Source organism: Phycisphaerales bacterium, assembly GCA_029268515.1.
In the GTDB taxonomy this organism is placed as follows: Bacteria; Planctomycetota; Phycisphaerae; order Phycisphaerales; family SM1A02; genus JAQWNP01.
Genome location: JAQWNP010000010.1, coordinates 135,334 through 155,120, shown reverse-complemented (window position 1 = coordinate 155,120; position 19,787 = coordinate 135,334). Strand labels below are relative to the sequence as shown.

Here is a 19,787-nt window from a genome sequence, read left to right as displayed (position 1 = left end):
TCCTGCGGAGAACCAAAATCAACTTTTTATCACATCATGCTTTCACTTTCGTACTCGCCACTTCTGTAAGTGCGCCTGTCTTAGCACAAGTGACCGAAAAAGACCGCAACCGGAATTTCACAGAACTGCAGTATCTGGTGCAAGAGGAATATGCGGCCCCAACAGGCGTACTAGTTTCAATCAACAACACAGCTTCTTCAGGTGAACCATTTCTCAGTTTATTACCAATCGAAGGCACCCCCTACATCGCTGATCTTCACCCCGTAACAGCACGCTCGCAGAACTACCAGATCATTACTGAGGATTCCAATGGAAAGCGTACGTACCTCCCTCCTGGAGTTAATCGGAGTATTCGAGGCACACTTGTAGGCATGCCCGGTAGTCGAGTAGCTGGTTCCTTGTTACCTGATGGGCTCCACCTCCGCGTTGAATTTGCACAGGGTGACATCTACTGGATGGAGCCTATCAAAAGCCGTATACCAAGTGCGTCTTCAACCGACTACGTCATCTACAATGACAAAGATGTAAGCGATTGTGGTGGCCAATGTGGCAATGCGGTCTTAGCAAATAATTTTTTGCCTGCGACTTATAGATCATTAAGTGGAAACTCAACGCCCCCTACCTCTCCCGCCTCATCAGGCGCATTGCAAGTTTGTAAAATTGCCTGTGAAGCAGACTACGAGTTCTTTCAGGAATTTGGCAGCGTCTCTGCTGTTGAAGATCAGATTAACAACATCATTAATGCTGTAAACGATCAGTTTGAAGCCGAAGTCGGTATCACCCATGAAATAACAACCATTATTGTTCAGACAGACGCCGATGATCCGTACACCAAGTCCGAGGCCTCAAAATTACTCAATCAGTTTCGAGAACACTGGAAAGATGAAAATAGTGACATCAATCGTGATGTTGCCAAGCTCTTTACGGGCCGTGATCTCAATGGAAGCACCATTGGCCTCGCATTTGTTGGTGTGATCTGCTCAGACTTTAGCTACCTACTCGTGCAATCAAACTTCACCAGTAATTTCTCGTGCATTACCGACTTATCTGCCCACGAATTGGGACATACCTGGAGTGCTAATCACTGCAACTGCGACGATAACACTATGAATGCTGGCCTGACCTGTACCAATACATTCCATCCAACCAAAACGATTCCAGAAATTGAATCATTCCGAGACAGTCTTTCCTGTCTTAGCCAGGACAACACAGGTAATGAACCCTCAGATTGTCCTGACGGGCAAATCCTTGATTGTATTGGAAACTGCATTCCAGAAACTTTTCTTGGTGATGGATTCTGTGACGACGGCTCTTTTGACTTTGAGGGCGTACCAATGTTCTTCGACTGCCCACTGTACGACTGCGACTATGGTGACTGTGATTGCGGAAACGACAGCAACTACGGCAGCGAATCAACATATGAAGACTACGACATCCAAAAAGGCGATAAAATTAGCGGCGGAAAATCAAAGGTAAAACACGTCGATGGTAAATACTCGATAATTGATTCGAAGCTCTACGGAAACAAGCAAAAAATCCAAGTCTATCTTCGTCTAAAAAGCAACGTAGCTGCTGACAATCTTGATCGAATTGATGTCTCAGTGGAACTGAACGTCGATACGTCCGACCTCACTGGCAAGTGCTATTTATATGACAATAAGAATAGTAAGTGGAAAGAACTTGCAAAGGTTACTTTGGACTCAGGCTTCAATCGTATTCAAATTCTTGATATTGGCAGCCGCACAAAATACCTATCTAGTTCTGACAAAATAAAAGTAAGATTCTTGGCTTACAAAAAAAACAGTCCTACTTTTGAAATTGAGATTGATCGCATCGCTGTGACCACATACTCGAAGTAGCAAAAATAAAAAGCCAACCCCCTGCTTCCACCAAGCCTAGTCCACCAACGAGGCTTCATATCCAACGGCGATAATTGCTTCGAGTACCTGTGGTGTTCGACTCCGATCTGGACAACAGTAGCTAACAGAACCAGATCTATGATCTACTTCTACATCTGTTGCGCCATCGCAAGCTTCCTTGACAGCCTTGCTTACAGCAGTCTCACAGTTTTGGCATCCCATTCCTTGGACTTTCATATAGACATTCTTGTTCATACCAGGCTCCTCCATAAAAGTAGCTTCGTTGTATCATCGGTCGAAAAACAATAACTTTTACGCAGAATTGGATCGCCAATAAACAACGCCTGAGATCTTACCATGCCACTACTGAATCTATTTGATTATGAGCAACGTGCCGCAGAACTCTTAGACAAGTCAGCCCTTGGGTATTACTCAAGCGGTGCACGCGATCAGATTTCTTTGCGCAATAATCGTTCTGCTTGGGAAGAGATTTCTCTACTGCCACATATTCTTGTCGATGTTTCAAAGCGTAACTCACAAACGACAATTCTCAACAACCCCATCTCGATGCCGCTCATCGTAGCGCCAACGGCAATGCAAAAAATGGCGCATCCAGAAGGCGAGATCGCTACTGCGCGGGCGGTAGGTCAGGCTGGAAGCATTATGATTCTCAGCACTCTCTCGACAGTGCCAGTCGAGGAAGTGACGGCGGCTGCAACGGGTCCGATCTGGTTTCAACTTTACATCTATAAGCAGATGAAGGATACCGCGAAGCTCATTGAGCGGGCCACGAAAGCTGGTTGTTCCGCAATTGTGATCACAGTTGACGCACCTGTTTGGGATGTGCGCGAAGCCGATTCAAGAAATCAATTTGCATTGCCTGAAGGCATGAGCCTGGCAAATCTCACTGGCGAGATGTCTAATGTCGATACCCAATCTGGCCATGCTTCTGGGCTTGGGGCGAATCTCAACAAATACTTGTCATCTTCCAACACATGGCAGACTATCCGCGATGTTCAAAAACTTACGGATCTGCCTATCTTTTTAAAAGGCGTTCTTCGAACCGACGATGCGCTTAGAGCTGTAGATTCAGGCCTTCAGGGCGTCATTATCTCAAATCACGGAGGCCGACAGCTCGACACAGCTGCCCCAACTGTCACGAGAATTGCACCGGTATCTCAAGCCGTTGGAGATCAGATCGAGGTCTTGGTTGATGGTGGAATTCGCAGAGGCACCGATGTCATTAAAGCGATTGCGTTGGGAGCAAAAGCCGTGATGGTTGGCAGGCCAATACTCTGGGGTCTCACCGTCGATGGTGCCGATGGCGTTGGCCAGGTACTTGCACTTCTTCGCGAAGAGATTGAGACAGCAATGGCTCTGTGTGGATGCCCGTCGGTTGCTGACATTGATGCTGATCTACTACAACTACCGCCCAATCTATGAAGAAGGCAGCAACACAAGAGATGGGCGACATAATGTCTCCCCTGTGTGATCTATCTCAGCTGTGACATAACCATCCCTGATCGCACCTTGGGACCATGAACCATCAGGCAGTAAGATTAACATGGCTACTTGATGCTCAGGTTTCACATCCAGCCTCTGCATGATTCTCTCAAGCACAATCTTGATAGATGCCTCTGGACTTTCACCCCGTCGCAATTCTTCAACAGCTAAAAAAGAACCACATACACTCATCACCAGCTCACCGGTTCCAGTTGCGACCGCGGCGCCGACTTGTGGATCAACATACAGGCCATGGCCAATTAATGGTGAGTCTCCAACTCGACCAGGCTCTTTGTATGCTGCTCCACTAGAGGTGCAAGCACCAGCCAGCGTACCTTCTTCATCAATAGCCAATACACCAATGGTGTCATCAATAGGTAATTGTCCAGCACGATGTCCAGAGCCCGTTCCACAAACAGCCTTACCACCAGTTCGCTTCCACTCTAACCAGCGTTCATGAACTTCCTCTGTGAGGAGTTCTCTCTTTTGATGGCCATGCTTCTGAGCAAACTGGTCGGCCCCACGGCCGACCAGCAAGGAATGACGGGAACGCTCCATCACCAGCCGAGCAACTGATGCCGCATGTGGACAATGCCCCAGCGCGGCAACCGCCCCATGCTGATCTGGCCCAAGCATGACACAGCCATCTAGTGTTACCTCACCATCACTATCAGGAAGACCGCCAAGACCAACAGAATCAGCCTCCAGATCAAGTTCACAAGACCGACAAACTGCCTCGGCAGCATCTAAGCTGGATCCACCCTCTTTGAGAACATTCCAGCCAACACGATTGGCTGGAAGACCAAATGTCCATGTTGAAACAATTCGAGGCTTGGGCATGAGTAACTCGACTCCTATGAACTGTTTGAGCTCTTGCTGTCTACGTGAGTCTCTACCGACTGACCTGGTGGCGGCATAGCAGGTTCAATTGACCAAGGTACCTCTCTACGGAGACGTCGCACAATGTCAACTATGATTCGTCGATCTCGATACGCAAATACATGTGCCGATTCAAACGGCATGTTAGGGACCCACCAAGGCTCCATCCCCCATGGCGCCGTATTCGACGTACCGACAATAAGATCATCGAGTCTCGCATATGGATAGAGATTCTCATAGTTCGCCTGATCTGGTGGCGCTAATTCTTCAAGAAAGTCAGAACCAGCAGACATTTGTTGAACCCGAATATCAGACGCATTCTGCCCAGCTAGATTGGCGCCTCGATGAGGCGTGACAATCGTATATATGTTAATAGCATTTAAACGACGCCCAGATAACCCCCGTTCATCAGTCGCCCGACGAGCAACAAGACCACCCATCGATATGCCGATGACATCAACGGGCACTGTCACATCTGGATCCTCACTTGGAAAAGCATTTTGCACACTCTTTATAAGAAACTCTGCTGCTTCTTCCAGTGTCTTAGTACGAATGTAGGTCACCGCAATGATCTGCGAATCTTTGTGAGTCAATTTTTTCAGACGCTGGGCCAAGTCGCCACTTGCAAAGCCCATGTCGAAATACCCTGCAGAAACAACAACCGGTCGCTGTGTTCGTTTCTGATCTTGCCGCATCCGTTTCAGATCAGCAGTCGCTAGATCATAAGTAACTGGAAAAGATGGGTTAACTGGGACGCCAAAACAGCCGACTAAACTAGTCAACATAGCCAGTGCGAGAATCCCCTTTGCCATCATGATTTAATGCTCTTTCCTCAGTACGACTTTCCAGCGACATCCGCCCGACAGATAGTGCCTGGGCTTAAATCGGAGATGCCATGCTACAATATAGCCTTGGCCAGTTTATAGACACGATCGGTGCCACTACAGTGGATGATTCGTGTCGCCCCACTGCACGCTTGACAGCATTGTCTCGCGATTGTGCAGTGAGGCACCAAACTGCGCCGATGCCGCTGAAGCGGCGCAGGCCGAGCCAGGAGAAAACACCTTGAATTCAGGGATGCGGCCAGCACACGAGAATGAAAGCACTCACAGCATGGGCAATAGGCTCGCTCGCATGATATGGGGTTTGGTGTGGCTCACCTTGTTCAGAACATCTCCGAGGTGCTGCCACTTGTGGCGAAACTTACTTCTCCGCATTTTTGGTGCTGATCTACACAGAACTGCTCGTGTATACCCACGTGCCCGCATCTGGTTGCCATCTCACCTCACCATGGCAGCCCACGCCTGCATCGGTGACGATGTAGAGGTGTACTGTGTCAAACGTATCACTATTGGAACATGCTCGACTATTAGTCAATACACATTCCTTTGTGGCGCCAGCCACGATTTTGAAGATGCCAAGCACCCGCTTGTACCCGCACCCATCACAATCGGGGACCATTGTTGGATTGCTGCAGATGTCTTTGTTGGACCCGGTATCACTATTGGAGACGGAACTGTGGTTGGGGCACGTTCCTCAGTCTTCAAAGACCTTCCCAGTTGGAAGATTGCTGTAGGTACGCCGGCAGCTGTCATCCGTGATCGCAAACTTGACCCTGATGATCTGAGAGGAAAAACCGAATGATCGACGTGATGATTATCACGTTCAATGAAGCGCTTAATCTACCCTTCTGCCTAAAGTCACTCAGTGGGTGGACGAATAAGATTTTTGTCATTGATAGTGGTTCAACTGATGAAACTGAAGAAATTACGCACTCCTTTGGTGCTCATTTTATTCATAACGACTGGCCAGGATATGCCGCGCAGAAAAACTGGGGTTTAGACAATATTAAGTTCGAATCTGATTGGGTGTTAATCATTGATGCTGATGAAGTCATTACAAACCCACTCCGAAAACAGATACAAGCCATCACCGTACAGCCTGTCGATCAGATCAAAGAAAATGGCTTTTTCCTCAATCGACTCACTTACTTCTTAGACAAGCCGATCCGACACTGTGGCTACTACCCAAGCTGGAATATGAGGTTATTCAAGCGCGGCATGGGTCGTTACGAAAAGCGCCCAGTACACGAACATGTCATCATTAATGGACCACTGGGCTACCTTAAGCAACCAATGCTTCATAATGATCGTCGTGGGCTTGGGCATTACATGGCGAAGCACAACCGCTATTCATCACTAGAAGCGCAGGCACTACTATCAGAACTCAAGGCTGGCATTCGTAATGACGAGTCCGTTGCGTTAACGAAATCAACGCGCCGAAGACGATGGCTCAAACGCAAGCTCTTCCCAAAACTACCAGTCCCTGGCATCTGGCGTTTTTTATATATGTATTTCTTTCGACTTGGAATACTTGATGGGCGAGCTGGTCTTGCATTCTGCCGCTTTATTGCAATGTACGATGACCTTGTTTCCTGGAAAATTCGTTCCCTTAAAAATCAAGAAGATCACATTACTTGGGAAGGCCGACCGGTCCGCATCGAACCTTCCGTTGAAGCAGTTGGTGGGCTGGCTCACCCCGAGGGCACACTACCGAGTCTTCACACCTCACCAACGGCTGTCGATGTTCCAGTAGCTAGCAAGTTACAAATGCAGCCAGAAGCAAGCCCTTGGACCCTGCGGGATAAGATTCTCCGTACCATCTGGATTGTCATCGGCCGCCCTCTTTTCCGTATCAGCTTTCATAACTGGTATCGCTTTAGATCATTTATATTGAGGTGTTTTGGGGGGAAGATTGCAAAAGGTGTTGCGATCCGCCCCACCGTTCACATCGAAGTTCCCTGGATGTTGGATATTGAAGAAGATGCAACGATTGGCGATCATGCAATTCTCTATAGCCTTGGAATGATCAAGATTGGAAAACGTTCAATCATCAGCCAATATGCCCACCTCTGCGCCGGCACGCATGATTACCAAGATCACACCTTCCGACTACAACGTACACCAATCTCTATTGGCCAAGATGTCTGGATAGGCGCTGATTCCTTTGTGGGGCCAGGCGTCGTTATTGGCGACCTCAGTGTTGTTGGCGCTCGATCAAGCGTCTATAAGGATCTTCCCAGTAGCCAAGTGTGTGTTGGAAACCCTGCAAAACCGCTCAAGGAACGAATTCTTAAATGACTGTTCCAGAGCACGAGAACAGATCCTCACTCAAACACACCGTTGTGTCATCGCCTAGATTGCGAGTTTTCTTGCCAATGCCATTAGGAGAGCGGCTCAAGGGCCTGGCATGGTGGATGATGCGGTACTTTTTATTCCGCCCAAGTTTTGCCTTGGGCAATAAATGGCGATGCACGCTCTTACGTATTTTTGGTGCCAAAATTGGTGCAAAAGTTGTTATCGATCCCAGTGTGAAAATTGACTTTCCGTGGAATCTACATATTGGTACACAGTCCATAATAGCGCGCGGCGTCATCCTAAATTGCATGGGGCTGATCGATATCGGAAGTCAGGTTCGGATTAGCCAATACGCACATTTATGTGCTGGTACCCACCTCTATGAAAGAGAGGACATGCGCATCAAACGCAGTGGAATCAAAGTTGGCGACCAAAGCTGGCTTGCCACAGATACATTTGTAGGACCAGGCGTGAACATTGGGAGCAGTGTTATTTTAGCCGCGAGATCAAGCGCCTTTTCCGATCTACCATCCGATTACATCTGTCTCGGTGAACCAGCTCGTGCTTTTAAAAAACGCTCTGAGCACACGGATCCCAAGTCGCACTCGTGAAGTAGAAACGAATCGCTCCACCAAGATATGTCAGGAATGATGCCCCGACTTCGGTAGCAAGTTCGCGCACCTCTAAAACTTTGTTCGCACACCCATCGCTCGCACCGCGCACCATCCAGCCCAGCCCTCAAAGATCATAAAGATACCGCCTCCAAGACAGCAGACCGTGACAATCCAGCCCCAAAGCGGCCCTGTCACGCCAAGACTGCTAAGCACAGCAAAGATGATGGCGATCACCACTACGAAAAGTCCGCTCATGAGGCGGTAGGCTCGACCGCGAGCATCAATATTGCATTGCATTTAGGCTTCACTCCATTCAATCGGATCTAATAGAACCCGCTCCAACGCCTACGAAAAAGGATCTGGTGCAGCAAATCAGCGTTTCACTCTGCCCTAATGATACCCAACAATGAACTAAAAAAGGTACCTGCCTTTGACCTGTGGAAGCCGAAGAACAGATCAAGGCTTGGTCTGGTTGCGCCGATTATCATCCAGTTCAGTACGAAGCGTTCACTCGCATTAGATCAAAGTTCACCATGGCAAGCACGCATCGCGACTTAGTCCTCGGTCGCGTACGCAGTATCGACATCGCGCCGTTTTATGTGTCGCTGGCCAAGTCCGGTTACCGCAGACAAGTCGTCTTCGCCGACGATCTGTCCGAACAAACGATCAACGCACTGGTGGGCGGCGGGATCGAAGTCCACCGCCTCAAATCGTGGCAGCTCATATCTCCCTTCCGCAACCGCAAAATCCAGACCTACCGACTGATGTATCCCCATGGTGCGACTGAAGCGGCCAAGATAGAGAGCCTCAACCGAGTCCGATAGAAACCGCTCCAATGCCTGTAAAAAAGGGCCTCGGGCAGCAAATCGTCGCTTCAAGATGGGGTGCTGCCAAGAGAGATGCTCTTCTAGGGCCCCTAATGGGGTTTTAGCTATTCACTCTGTCATGATAATGCTGCATCCCAACCCAAAAAAGATACCTGTCTTCGTCTTATTACTTTCCAAAGAATCTCTTATGCGTACACTCAAGTTGTCCGTAACATTAGGGTTACAGGTTTCAAGAGTCTGAAGGTGCGAGAAGCTGCCGGTGGGTCAGGCTCTAATTCGATCTCAGAGCTAGCCCTCGCTCAGGACTATTGCTCATTGTTTGTGGCAGGGAAGAAAAACAGGGAATCAGGTGCACTGAGACATCTCCAACACTGTTTGCAAATAAAAACGACCGCTCCCACCGTGATTGAACACCCAGCCTCTTGCCTAGGAAGTGGCCACATTTTAGGGAGCTAGAAATCGAGAATTTGCCGATGGAGTCAATCGTGAAAGAAACTCAAACATGTGCAGCAGATAGCTTGCCACATGGCTGAATCAAGATTCGTTGAATGCACAATTTGAAAATGGATCAGAGAAGTCTTGATCTAATTGTTTGAATACAGAACAAGAAATGAAGATGAGAGAGTAATGAAGACAAGAGATATGCACCTAATTACAACTGCAATGACTGTAGCAATCGGAACTGTGGCTTTACCCACCTTTGCGGTTGATAGCTATGTAGAAAACCAGAAAATCGTGCCTACGCAAGGTAGTTCTGAAGAATACTTTGGTGGCAGCATTTCCTTGAAAGATGGTTACCTGGTTAGTGCTGCTAGCCGAGATAACACTGAAGGATTTGATGCAGGCGCTGTTTACTTTTTCGAACAGAGCCTGAGTGGTGAATGGGAAGAAAGCCAGTTTATTACTGCGCCAGACGGATCCGGGGCTGATCGCTTGGGCTTCGCTGTGGCAATTGGTGAATCTGGTGGTGTTTACTATCTTTTCGCTTCAGCTCCATTTGACGACAACGCCAATGGCCAGGACGCAGGCAGCGTATACGTTTATGCATTAGACGACTCTTTCCAGTGGCAACTTGAAGGCACTTTGATTGCCAACGATGGCGCTGCCAATGATCTTTTTGGCGTGAGCTTAGCTGTTGATTCGGATCAACTCCTGGTTGGCGCAGAAGGCTGTAATGGCTCCACTGGCGCCGCTTATATTTTCGAATTAGACGGCAAAAACGGCTGGGAGCAGGCGTTCAAACTCGAACCAGATGATGGAGGCTTTTTTGATTACTACTCGAGAGATCTCGATCTTTCAGATGACCTTATTGTGATTGGATCGCCATCTCATGATATTCAAGGCTCTCAAAATGGCGCTGCTTATGTCTATGAAAAGACATCACTCATCACTGGTGGCGAATCTTGGCAATTAAAGGACAAATTGAGTGACAGCAATGGTTCTAGTGGAGATCGCTTTGGCCGTGCCATCTCGATCTCAGGTGATTCCTCAATCTTGATTGGTGCGAATAGTCGTGATTCAGATGGCAAAAGTGACTCTGGTGCCGTCTTTGCATATAGAAAATCTGGCCAAGGAGACTGGTCACTTAACCAGATCATTATCCCTAGTGACTCAGATGCCGGTGATGGTTTTGGCGGTTACATCAAATCTGATGACACAACAACCTTGATCGCAGCTCGTGGCAAGGACGACAATGGAGAAGATTCTGGGATTAGCTATGTGCTAACGGATGTCAACGACAATTGGGTAGTCGTTAGTCGTCTCGAACCATCAGATGCAACAAGCGACGATTTATTCGGCCGCCCAGCGATTGATGGTAATCAGGTCATCATTGGAAACGAATATGATGACATAAACGGCACGAACTCCGGGGCCGCTTATTACTATGAATTGAATACACTCTGCTACCGTGGAGACCTTGACGGCACTGTCGCAAATGAACAGTACGGCCGCTCAATCGCAAATATTGGTGACATTGATGGCGATGGTTATGACGATCTTTTGGTTGGCTCACCCTTAAGCGACTCAAACGGTGCAGATGCAGGTGCTGCCAAAGTCATTTCTGGCCAATGCAGCGAGACCTTATGGGATTTCCTAGGGAAAAATGCTGGGGATCAGGCTGGCGGCGCTGTTGGCTGTGCGGGTGATTACAACAGCGATGGAACAAATGACTTTCTCATTGGTGCCCCCCGATACGACCAAACAGGCAAGGAAGATTGTGGCGGTGTTTACGTCATATCCGGCACCGACTTTTCAACCCTAAAAACGATCCTTGGCAAGAAAGCTGGCGACCGTTTTGGAAGCTCACTTTCTGGCGGACTTGATCTGACTGATGATGGCGTTGATGACTTCGCTGTAGGCGCTCCTTATTCGACTTCAAAGACAGGTAAGGTTTACGTGATCCAAGGCGGAGATGGCTCCATCGCGAAAGTCCTCAAAGGAGAAAATTCAGGCGATCGGTTTGGTCAGGCTGTCGCTGTTGCCAAAAAGCTTGATAGCAGTGGGCCATCAGACCTTCTTGTAGGTGCACCCTACAACGATGAAATTGAATCTAAAGGCGGCGCTGTCTATGCCTTCAAAGGCGGCAGTTTCGATGAAATCTATACGATCTACGGAACCGTGAAGAAGGCACAACTTGGCGCCACCATCGCATGGGCAGGCAAAGTAGATAGTGACAGCAAAGATGACTTTGTTGTCGGCAGTCCAAGATACGACCACCCCAGTAATAGCAATAAGAAGAAGCTGGGACTGATCAGCATGTTTAGTGGAAAAAATGGCGAGCTCATGTGGTCGATGAGAGGCAGCAAGGCAGATGAGCGACTCGGCAGTTCGCTTGCTGGCAATGGAGACTTTAATTGCGACGGCATATTCGATGTGGTCGCCGGATCTCCTCGCTACACGAAGAATTCTACAAAGCAAGGAAAGACCTATATTCGTTCTGGTATCGATGGCAGTGGAATCAAGTCATTTGCTCCAGCCCAAGAGAAAGCTGAATCAGGCTTTGCTGTCGCTTTCTTAGATACTGACGTTGGGCTTTCTTATGTATTGTCAAATGCTCGAAAATATTCTACGGAAGCCATCAATAATGCTGGCCGGATCTATCGTCTCACACCATTTGGCTGTGAAGATCGCAGCGCCAGTGTTGAGTTAGATAGCCTGGTGGCAGCTGACGAACCTGGTGATAAAAGACCAACTACGAGGCAGAATTTGGATCTCGATGGTGATGGCACCGTCGCTGCTCAAGACTTCATCAAAATGATCAGTGAATGGGGTAGTGATACCGCTGCCACCGATATTAATGGTGATGGAATAGTCGATCACCAGGATCTGACCATATTCCTTATTGGATTCTGAATCCAAAACGCTCAATAAAACCCAGCAGAACCCATTATTTGGGTTCTGCTTTTTTTTGCCCCTGCCAAGTGCAATCCTCGCGTTCTTCTACAGCGGCAAGATGACTCCTTGTTGCCATCGCATAAGCATCGCTTATGCACCTCATCTCGGCTCCACTTCTTCAGACCGATCGATGGAGCGCTAAAAAGCGCTCCATCGATCTTCTTTTTGACTGTTCTAGAAAATCGAAAGACTAAAGCATCTTATTAATGGCTTCGTGCAGATGGTTCACTTCTCTGCGCAAATACTCCATTGCAAAAACAAAGGTTGGCGGGCTAAGGAAAGTACGATCACTTACTTCGCTCATCAATTCTCTTAGGTCTTGTTTCAATTGGGCTTCACTTTCCGACTGAGCTATTCCTTTTGATATCTGCTTAGATTTTCGCAGGCCATTGGAAAGCTCTTCAAGTCGAATCGAAATGTCTTCACGTAATGGTGAGATCTGTTCCAGCGAACGAATCATTGCTGCGCCATCTTCGGAGTGCCCCATTGCATAACGAATGACCTGAGTTACACGCAGCACCATTCTCTCTGCCAGAATAACGTCTTCGTAAGCAGCTCGATTCGAACGAAAGCCTCGGCTTTCCGTTGCAGCCAGTGGAAGTAGACCTCGCTGCATTAAGATACCTTGAACAATGGAGTCTTCTACTTCATCACAAGGCGATGTCTTTTCCTCTCTAATAGGCTCAAGAGTTCGCACAAGTTTTCCAAACTGCTCAACAGTCTCAGCCATACTAAGTCGCAACTGAAGGCGAGCCCGAATCGGAAAGACAAATCGGGTTACGAGTAATGCAATAGACACGCCAATAACGATGTTGATGCCACGCCAAAAAACCTGTTCTAAGTGAGGCTCGAAAACATCGACCATGATGATGAGCGTGATCGCTGCCAGAGAACCCAGATAACCAATTTTAGGATTGCCTCCCAAGTAAACAAAGAAACCGCAGATGATGACCAATGCCGCTCCAACCGCAATTGGATGTCCTCCGAGGATGAGCACGAGAACGATAGCAACGACACCCGCCAAGATTGTTCCACCAACACGCAAGGCAGCCTTTTGTAGAACACCCCCAACATTAGGCAATGTTGCCATCACAACAACGCTACTTATGACAATCCATTGCGCTTTCGCAACGGTATCTGATAGCGCCCAAGTCAGTAAAAGACCAATCGCAATAGCGAGTGATGTCTTTGCTGCATTAAGCAGACGAAATTGACTCAAGATCTTTGATTCGTATCTATACCGATCCATCATATTAAGGCACTAACATCTTGACTGCCGCTATTGCGACTAATATCAGAAAGAGCGATCGCACCGTTCGATTTGGAAGTATGTGGCATAGATGTGCACCAATGAGTGCACCAATAATGCCTGTCGGAATGAGCCACACCGCAATACTTATAGAGGTGAGGCCATTGACGGTCGAACCATCAGCAATCTTTTCACTGAGACTTATGTTCTTTGCTAACGCCCCACAGGTCGTCGTCAGAATCATGATCGCAGATGAGGTGCCAATAGCTGTTTTCAGTGAAAGGCCGCACAACTTCTGCAGAAGTGGCACCGTTGCAAGACCACCACCGATACCCAACAGACCTGAAAAAGCGCCCGTAATCCCACCAACTAATGAACATCGCCACCAATTTGCATCGCGAACGTTTTTCTGAACTTCCGTTCGTTTCCGAACTAACTTGACCAGGCCATCAATAAACACCCAGACAAGAAAAAGACCAAAAATGAACTGAAGATAAATAGCAGGAATGTAATTGCTTAAGATCGCAGCAGAAATGATGAACAAGATTCCGCTGGGCAAACATCTCCAGAATATTGGCCAATTAATGTATCCAGCTCGGCCGTGCTCCCATGCTGCAGGAGCTGCAATAAATGGATTGACAGTCATGGCAGCAGCTTGTGACAGATGGAAGCCGAAACCGAAAATCAGGTTCAATACAGGAATCAGAACAACTGAACCACCAATACCCAGAATTCCACCAAGTAGGCCTGCCACAATTCCAAGAGCCAAGTATCCAAATATCTCAATAAGCATGTGTATGCAGACTAGACCCAGTTACGATGAGGTGCAAACTTAATGGCATAGATCCCACTACGAGACAAGCGAGCCTGCATCATCTAAAGATTGACCTGTTTTACATGGCCCAAACAAAAGCAGGAAAACCGTCAGCAAACCACTGATTGCCATCACCGTAAATGCTGCCTGAAATGAGTAACCTGATGACTCATAAATTGCACTTATTCCAAAGATAATCTGACCGCAAAACGCTGCTGTAATGTGACCGATACCGTCAGTCATTGAAATGCCTGTTGCTCGTCCCCATACTGGGAATGTTTCCGCCGTATAGGTGTAGACGATAGGAATAAAAATAGCAATCGATGTACTGGCCGCAAATCCGCATACCATGATGATCCATATAGATGGGAACCATCCAACCAACAGAAGACAAACGCACCACAACAAAGCAATGATGGATGCGAGCCACTTCCGCTCGATTCGATCACCTAGAAACACTGCTAGAATTGCTCCAAACACGAAACCAAGTGAAGTACATCCCTGCACAAAAAACGCAGCTGGTAATGAAATGCCGTGATTTTGGTATAGCTGAGGCGTCAGTGTCAACCATGCATAATTACCAATGTAGTACGCGCTCCAAATTCCACTAAATAAAATGACCCATATCAAATACGGTGGCTTCAATAAATTCAGCCAGTGCTTATTCGCAACCAACGTCGGCCGTTTTTCCAACGGCTTGGGCAATTTTTTCTTGAGTCTCTTCTCGGCAAGGATTTCTGCAGCGGCAATAATTTTTTCTGCTTCCTCTACCCTACCGTGAGCAACAAGCCATCGCGGCGTCTCTGGCATTCTGCGACGCATGATAAAAATAAAAATTCCAATGATGCCACCGATAATGAAAATCGCTCTCCATCCCCAGTCAAAGTTAGGGATCAAGGCCATTGAAATAAATGGAACCACTGCAAATCCAAGAAAACCACACCCAACGCCAATCGCCGTCACATGCCCACGAATCTTCCTTGGCGCCATTTCACCCAAATAGGTTGTGGTACTGGAGAGCTCAGCACCAATTCCCATCCCAGACATCAACCGCCATCCCACCAACCACCAAAGACTTGGACTGGTCGCAGATAAGATCGACCCGACAGAGAAGAACGTAACAGAGATATACAATGCCAGTCGCCGCCCAAAGCGATCAGCGATACGACCAACAATAAATTCACCGATGACATAACCGACTAAGCTCGCCGTTATCGTCCAGGCGAGTAGTGAATCTGATACGTCCCACTGCGTTTTGAGCACGGGAATCACGGCACCGATTGTGATGATGTCAAAAAAACAGAAAAAGAACCCGAAACCAACAATGACCAATAATGACCTTCGATAGGGCCATATTGGGATACGATCCAGTCGAGCTAGAACCAGTGCCCCTTCTACAGAGTTTGATGGACTATCGCTCAATGGGCATTCCTCACTTCATCACTTCGCTTCAGTACAAGAGGCCCCGGAAAAGCATAGCTGGAGAGTATAATTTCTGCTCTACCAGAAGGGATGTAAAAAAAACGCATGGACTCATATCAAGATGCTGCCAACCCAAAAGCGGTCCGAGATGCTCGCCAAGAGACCGCTGCAAATCTGGAGCATAACAAATCGCTAGACAGTCCAGATTTATATCTCGGACGTGATCTCTCTTGGCTTCGATTTAATGAGCGAGTGCTCGCTGAGGCAGTCGACGCTTCAACACCATTACTTGAGCGCCTCAAATTTCTTTCTATCAGTTTATCAAACCTCAATGAGTTTTTTATGAAGCGAATGGCGCTTTTGAGAAAACGGCTTGAGACAGATGTAGATCGTGTCTCTCATGACGGCCTTACCGTTCGGGAACAAATTGAAGCTGTCAGGCCAATCATTGAGCAACTCCAACGAAATCAAGAACGGTGTTGGTCTGAACAACTTCGACCAAAGTTAGTTAGCGAAGGAATACACCTGATCTCTTATGAGCAGCTTGAGATAGGTGAGCGCAACCGTGTGAGCACCTGGTGCCATGCCAACGTCTTCCCCATTCTCACGCCACTCGCTGTCGATCCGGGACACCGATTCCCTTTCATTTCAAATCTCTCACATAATCTTGGCGTGCTTCTATCCCAGTCTGGACGTAGTGAAAGACTCTTCGCTCGACTGAAGGTTCCCGATTCACTACCCCGCTTGATCGCTATTCGTAGTGATGGACAAATCGGCGAAATCAAGGATTTCAAAGAAGCACGACTGATTACTATCGAAGAGGTTATTCAACACAATCTATCACTTGTTTTCCCAGGTCTTGAGGTTGCAGACATCATGTCTTTCCGCGTCACCCGTGGGGTTGGCCTCGATATGGGTGATGATGAGGTTGAAGATCTTCTTGAATCAGTTGAGGCTTCACTGCGCATTCGGCGATTGGCAGAGCCTGTCCGACTTGAAACGAGATCCCATCCGTCAGACTCAATCATGAAGCTCCTTCAAGAGGAGCTTGAACTTGAGAATAGTGATGTCTACATCTATGACGGACCATCCGAAGAGACACTAGGCGAACTGTATTCCATCGATCGCCCGGACCTAAAGGAAAATCAGTGGCGCCCCACGCTACCACCACGGCTCAGAAGTGAGGACGACAATATCTTTGCCACTATTCGTGAGCGAGACATTCTGGTCAACCATCCGTACGAGTCGTTTACTGCATCCATTGAACGCTTCATTGCGGCAGCAGCCAGTGACCCGCATGTATTAGCTATTAAACAGACACTCTATCGAACCTCCGCTGACTCACCATTTATAGATAGTTTGATTAAAGCTGCGCAAGATGGAAAACAAGTTGCATGCTTGGTTGAACTAAGGGCTCGGTTTGATGAAGACAAGAATGTTCATCTTGCGAGACATCTTGAAAAGAACGGTGTTCATGTTGCATACGGTGTCGTGGGCCTAAAAATCCACAGTAAGTGTTCATTGGTTGTACGCCGAGAACAAGATGGACTTCAGTGCTACGCGCATGTTGGCACAGGGAACTACCACCCAGGTACTGCCCAGCTTTATACCGATCTTGGACTTCTGACATGTGATGCTAAAATCACGGATGATATTGTCAGTATTTTTAACTACTTAACTGGAAGATCCCTGAACCGGCATTACCAAAAGATCCTCGTTGCACCAGTCACGATGCGACATGAATTCTATGAACTCATTGATGCCGAAATTGCTCATGCGAAGGCTGGGCGACCAGCTCGAATCATTGCAAAGATGAACCAATTAGAAGACATGGGGATCATTAGACGGCTTTATGAGGCATCACAAGCTGGCGTTAAGATCACTTTGATTGTTCGAGGATTCTGCTGCCTACGAGCTGGAATTCCGGGCGTATCCGAGAACATCCAGGTACTCTCAATTATTGGCCGCTTCTTAGAGCACACCAGAATTTTTCACTTCAGCAATGGCCAAAAGGCACCATTGGATGGTCACTGGTTCATCGGCTCGGCTGACTGGATGTCACGCAACCTAACCAACCGAGTTGAGATCATCACCCCGGTTGAAGACCAGGCCGCACGCCAACGTCTTCTACGCATTCTTGAGGTCTCAGCAGCCGATCGCCGTGACTCATGGGAAATGCAGGATGACGGCGTCTATAAGAAACGAACCCCAGCTGACGAGCATCAGGATAGAACGCTTGGAGCAATTGGATCCTTCGAAGTATTATGCGAAGATGCCCTGGCGGCGACAAATGCATCCAAGCGAATGCCTGAAGATAAAATAACATCTAATCCAGCCAAACACCCAAGGGCATAAAGTAGATATCCTCTTAGCGACTAAAGCCCCCCACTTGCACTGCGGATCCCCCTATGTCGCACCAAAAAAAACCAACCAAGCACCACCACGCGAAAATTGCAGAGCTTCATGCGCTTGCAGAGCATCACCGTGGCTCAATGCGCGCTTGGCTTTTCTGGTTTATTGGCGCGCTTTTTTACTTCTTCGAGTTCTTCTTGCGTGACATGGGGAGCACGATTGAAGCGGAACTCCAAGGAGAATTTAAGGCAACCTCAGCAGATATGAGCTTTACTTGGGCAATGTACTTATGGGCGTACGCACCCATGCAGCTTGTTGTTGGCGGCTTGCTTGATCGATATGGCTCAAAGTACCTGCTGCCGATAGCCTGCATTTTATGTGCCATTGGCTGCCTCCTCATGGGCCTCGCTCATGATCTCACAACACTCGGTTTTGCTCGTGCCTTCATTGGCGTGGGATCCGCCTTCGCATTTGTTGGTGCCATCTATGTCTGCAGTGTTTGGTTCTCACCTGCGAGAATGGGTCTCTTGGTGGGCATGACTGTGGCACTTGGAAGTGTTGGTGGAATTATTGCCCAAACCCCAATGGTATTTTTCCAAGATGAGATTGGATGGCGAAACGTCGCCTTTGTCTGCGCCTGCCTCTCAACGGTGATAGCAGTCCTCATCTATGTGATCATTCCGCGAAGGCCTGAGTGGTTCACTGTATTGTTCCTGCAAGGACCACATAGTTTTCGTGAGTTATTCGTCGGCTTACGTAAAGTAGCTTTGAATCCTCAAATCTGGATGATTGGCCTCGTTGCTGGTGCACTTTGGCTACCGATCTCAGTGCTAGCCTCCCTTTGGGGAACTTCGTTCCTGATCAATCTACTTGACATTACACCCAAAGTTGCCGCCAGCGGCATGGTTGCATTCTTTATTGGTTTCATTATTGGTGGCCCTTGCGCTGGATTCATATCTGACAAAATACACCGCCGCCGTATGCCTGCTCAGATTGGAATTATTGGCTCAGCAATTAGCGTCATCGCTATTATCTTCTTTGGTGTCAATTTGATGGTCATCGGCACCTTTGCAGTGCTCTTTGTACTAGGCATATTTGCTGGCACACAGGTCATCCAATTCGCACATGCGATAGAAGTTTGCCCTGGTCGCTTCCGTGCAACTGCAGTCGCATTCACTAACTTTATTGTCATGATGCTTGGCGCCTTCATGATGTGGGGCTTTGGCGAACTACTGAGCGCCGTTTCAACGAACACCGATCAGCTTCCACCACTGAGTGCAACGGCCATTTCCTATGACACAGCCATGGCTGCAAGCTGGTCGCTGGCGCCAAATACAGATCTCTGGCGTGTCAGTGAAATCTGGAGCGCTGTCTCGGGCTCAGCAAACGGTGCAGACTCACAGTTGACGAAGATACCCATCAGTAGCTGGAAGATCGCAATGCTTTTGATTCCAGTGTGCCTAGGAATTGCACTGGTCATCTCATTTTTCATTCGAGAAACCCATGGTCATTCCCAGGAAGATCAGTCAGACAGCGACAGCCAAGCCACCGCGAAACCCGTGTTACACCATGCAACACCCCGCCAAGCGGAATAGCCTCAACAGCCCTCTCCTTAGCATGAGGGCACATCTGACCTAATTCCTATAGTTCTGCCTTGCTTATACCAACCATTCCCCTTTCAATGAGTACCTTCAGGCACTGTCAGGGGCGCGCTGCTAGTGCTAACAACGGAGTG

At 48.1% G+C, this 19,787-nt stretch carries 16 protein-coding genes; 9 read left to right on the top strand and 7 right to left on the bottom strand.

Going from position 1 to position 19,787, the window contains the following annotated elements; all coding sequences use genetic code 11:
* The first annotated feature begins 89 nt into the window (after nucleotides 1–89).
* The gene (locus P8J86_07205) at nucleotides 90–1,859 is read left to right on the top strand and encodes a M12 family metallo-peptidase (protein ID MDG2054477.1); all 1,770 of its coding nucleotides are present in this window, start codon (nucleotides 90–92) and stop codon (nucleotides 1,857–1,859) included.
* Nucleotides 1,860–1,895: 36 nt separating this feature from the next.
* Here P8J86_07205 and P8J86_07200 read toward each other — a convergent pair whose 3' ends face one another.
* The gene (locus tag P8J86_07200) at nucleotides 1,896–2,114 is read right to left on the bottom strand and encodes a heavy metal-associated domain-containing protein (protein MDG2054476.1); all 219 of its coding nucleotides are present in this window, start codon (nucleotides 2,112–2,114) and stop codon (nucleotides 1,896–1,898) included.
* 102 nt (nucleotides 2,115–2,216) lie between these two features.
* On the opposite strand from P8J86_07200, the gene P8J86_07195 reads away from it, so the two are divergent.
* Nucleotides 2,217–3,302, top strand: coding sequence for an alpha-hydroxy acid oxidase (locus tag P8J86_07195; GenBank protein MDG2054475.1), 1,086 nt, complete (start codon nucleotides 2,217–2,219; stop codon nucleotides 3,300–3,302).
* On the opposite strand, the gene P8J86_07190 is transcribed toward P8J86_07195, so the two are convergent.
* Both P8J86_07190 and P8J86_07185 read right to left on the bottom strand, forming a co-directional pair.
* Nucleotides 3,297–4,202 carry a N(4)-(beta-N-acetylglucosaminyl)-L-asparaginase gene (locus P8J86_07190; GenBank protein MDG2054474.1) on the bottom strand — a complete coding sequence of 302 codons (906 nt, stop codon included), beginning with the start codon at nucleotides 4,200–4,202 and terminating at the stop codon, nucleotides 3,297–3,299. The two genes, P8J86_07195 and P8J86_07190, sit on opposite strands and share 6 nt — an antisense overlap.
* Before the next feature lie 14 nt (nucleotides 4,203–4,216).
* Nucleotides 4,217–5,056, bottom strand: coding sequence for a hypothetical protein (locus P8J86_07185; GenBank protein MDG2054473.1), 840 nt, complete (start codon nucleotides 5,054–5,056; stop codon nucleotides 4,217–4,219).
* Nucleotides 5,057–5,432: 376 nt separating this feature from the next.
* Between P8J86_07185 and P8J86_07180 the strand changes: the two genes are divergently transcribed.
* The 3 genes from P8J86_07180 to P8J86_07170 are packed head-to-tail and all read left to right on the top strand — an operon-like array spanning nucleotide 5,433 to nucleotide 7,989.
* The gene (locus P8J86_07180) at nucleotides 5,433–5,885 is read left to right on the top strand and encodes a hypothetical protein (GenBank protein ID MDG2054472.1); all 453 of its coding nucleotides are present in this window, start codon (nucleotides 5,433–5,435) and stop codon (nucleotides 5,883–5,885) included.
* Nucleotides 5,882–7,381: a WcaF family extracellular polysaccharide biosynthesis acetyltransferase gene (locus P8J86_07175; GenBank protein MDG2054471.1), complete on the top strand. Its 1,500-nt coding sequence runs from the start codon at nucleotides 5,882–5,884 to the stop codon at nucleotides 7,379–7,381. The genes P8J86_07180 and P8J86_07175 overlap by 4 nt, the downstream gene beginning before the upstream one ends.
* On the top strand, nucleotides 7,378–7,989 hold the full coding sequence (locus P8J86_07170) for a hypothetical protein (GenBank protein MDG2054470.1): 612 nt from the start codon (nucleotides 7,378–7,380) through the stop codon (nucleotides 7,987–7,989). The genes P8J86_07175 and P8J86_07170 overlap by 4 nt, the downstream gene beginning before the upstream one ends.
* A gap of 72 nt (nucleotides 7,990–8,061) precedes the next feature.
* Here P8J86_07170 and P8J86_07165 read toward each other — a convergent pair whose 3' ends face one another.
* Nucleotides 8,062–8,289 carry a hypothetical protein gene (locus P8J86_07165; protein MDG2054469.1) on the bottom strand — a complete coding sequence of 76 codons (228 nt, stop codon included), beginning with the start codon at nucleotides 8,287–8,289 and terminating at the stop codon, nucleotides 8,062–8,064.
* Nucleotides 8,290–8,429: 140 nt separating this feature from the next.
* Between P8J86_07165 and P8J86_07160 the strand changes: the two genes are divergently transcribed.
* Both P8J86_07160 and P8J86_07155 read left to right on the top strand, forming a co-directional pair.
* The gene (locus P8J86_07160; GenBank protein ID MDG2054468.1) at nucleotides 8,430–8,816 is read left to right on the top strand and encodes a hypothetical protein; all 387 of its coding nucleotides are present in this window, start codon (nucleotides 8,430–8,432) and stop codon (nucleotides 8,814–8,816) included.
* 630 nt (nucleotides 8,817–9,446) lie between these two features.
* Nucleotides 9,447–12,173, top strand: coding sequence for a hypothetical protein (locus tag P8J86_07155; GenBank protein ID MDG2054467.1), 2,727 nt, complete (start codon nucleotides 9,447–9,449; stop codon nucleotides 12,171–12,173).
* A 232-nt stretch (nucleotides 12,174–12,405) separates the two neighbouring features.
* Here the strand turns inward: P8J86_07155 and P8J86_07150 are convergent, their stop codons facing one another.
* The 3 genes from P8J86_07150 to P8J86_07140 are packed head-to-tail and all read right to left on the bottom strand — an operon-like array spanning nucleotide 12,406 to nucleotide 15,700.
* Nucleotides 12,406–13,434 (bottom strand): FUSC family protein, encoded by a 1,029-nt coding sequence (locus tag P8J86_07150; protein ID MDG2054466.1) that lies wholly within the window; start codon nucleotides 13,432–13,434, stop codon nucleotides 12,406–12,408.
* A gap of 34 nt (nucleotides 13,435–13,468) precedes the next feature.
* On the bottom strand, nucleotides 13,469–14,257 hold the full coding sequence (locus P8J86_07145) for a sulfite exporter TauE/SafE family protein (protein MDG2054465.1): 789 nt from the start codon (nucleotides 14,255–14,257) through the stop codon (nucleotides 13,469–13,471).
* Between the two features lie 57 nt (nucleotides 14,258–14,314).
* The gene (locus P8J86_07140; protein MDG2054464.1) at nucleotides 14,315–15,700 is read right to left on the bottom strand and encodes an MFS transporter; all 1,386 of its coding nucleotides are present in this window, start codon (nucleotides 15,698–15,700) and stop codon (nucleotides 14,315–14,317) included.
* Between the two features lie 105 nt (nucleotides 15,701–15,805).
* Here P8J86_07140 and ppk1 point away from each other — a divergent pair, with 105 nt between their 5' ends.
* Together ppk1 and P8J86_07130 are read left to right on the top strand one after the other, a co-directional pair.
* Entirely contained in the window at nucleotides 15,806–18,055 is a 2,250-nt protein-coding gene (ppk1, locus tag P8J86_07135) for a polyphosphate kinase 1 (protein ID MDG2054463.1), read from the top strand.
* 53 nt (nucleotides 18,056–18,108) lie between these two features.
* Nucleotides 18,109–19,647, top strand: coding sequence for an MFS transporter (locus P8J86_07130; GenBank protein ID MDG2054462.1), 1,539 nt, complete (start codon nucleotides 18,109–18,111; stop codon nucleotides 19,645–19,647).
* Nucleotides 19,648–19,787 lie beyond the last annotated feature (140 nt).

What these genes read in the sequence shown, in the direction of transcription:
- P8J86_07170 (MDG2054470.1), top strand. Translation starts at nt 7,378, where the DNA reads ATGACTGTTCCAGAGCACGAGAACAGATCCTCACTCAAACACACCGTT.
- P8J86_07145 (MDG2054465.1), bottom strand. Translation starts at nt 14,257, where the DNA reads ATGCTTATTGAGATATTTGGATACTTGGCTCTTGGAATTGTGGCAGGC.
- P8J86_07130 (MDG2054462.1), top strand. Translation starts at nt 18,109, where the DNA reads ATGTCGCACCAAAAAAAACCAACCAAGCACCACCACGCGAAAATTGCA.
- ppk1 (MDG2054463.1), top strand. Translation starts at nt 15,806, where the DNA reads ATGGACTCATATCAAGATGCTGCCAACCCAAAAGCGGTCCGAGATGCT.
- P8J86_07185 (MDG2054473.1), bottom strand. Translation starts at nt 5,056, where the DNA reads ATGATGGCAAAGGGGATTCTCGCACTGGCTATGTTGACTAGTTTAGTC.
- P8J86_07175 (MDG2054471.1), top strand. Translation starts at nt 5,882, where the DNA reads ATGATCGACGTGATGATTATCACGTTCAATGAAGCGCTTAATCTACCC.
- P8J86_07165 (MDG2054469.1), bottom strand. Translation starts at nt 8,289, where the DNA reads ATGCAATGCAATATTGATGCTCGCGGTCGAGCCTACCGCCTCATGAGC.
- P8J86_07190 (MDG2054474.1), bottom strand. Translation starts at nt 4,202, where the DNA reads ATGCCCAAGCCTCGAATTGTTTCAACATGGACATTTGGTCTTCCAGCC.
- P8J86_07155 (MDG2054467.1), top strand. Translation starts at nt 9,447, where the DNA reads ATGAAGACAAGAGATATGCACCTAATTACAACTGCAATGACTGTAGCA.
- P8J86_07200 (MDG2054476.1), bottom strand. Translation starts at nt 2,114, where the DNA reads ATGAACAAGAATGTCTATATGAAAGTCCAAGGAATGGGATGCCAAAAC.
- P8J86_07195 (MDG2054475.1), top strand. Translation starts at nt 2,217, where the DNA reads ATGCCACTACTGAATCTATTTGATTATGAGCAACGTGCCGCAGAACTC.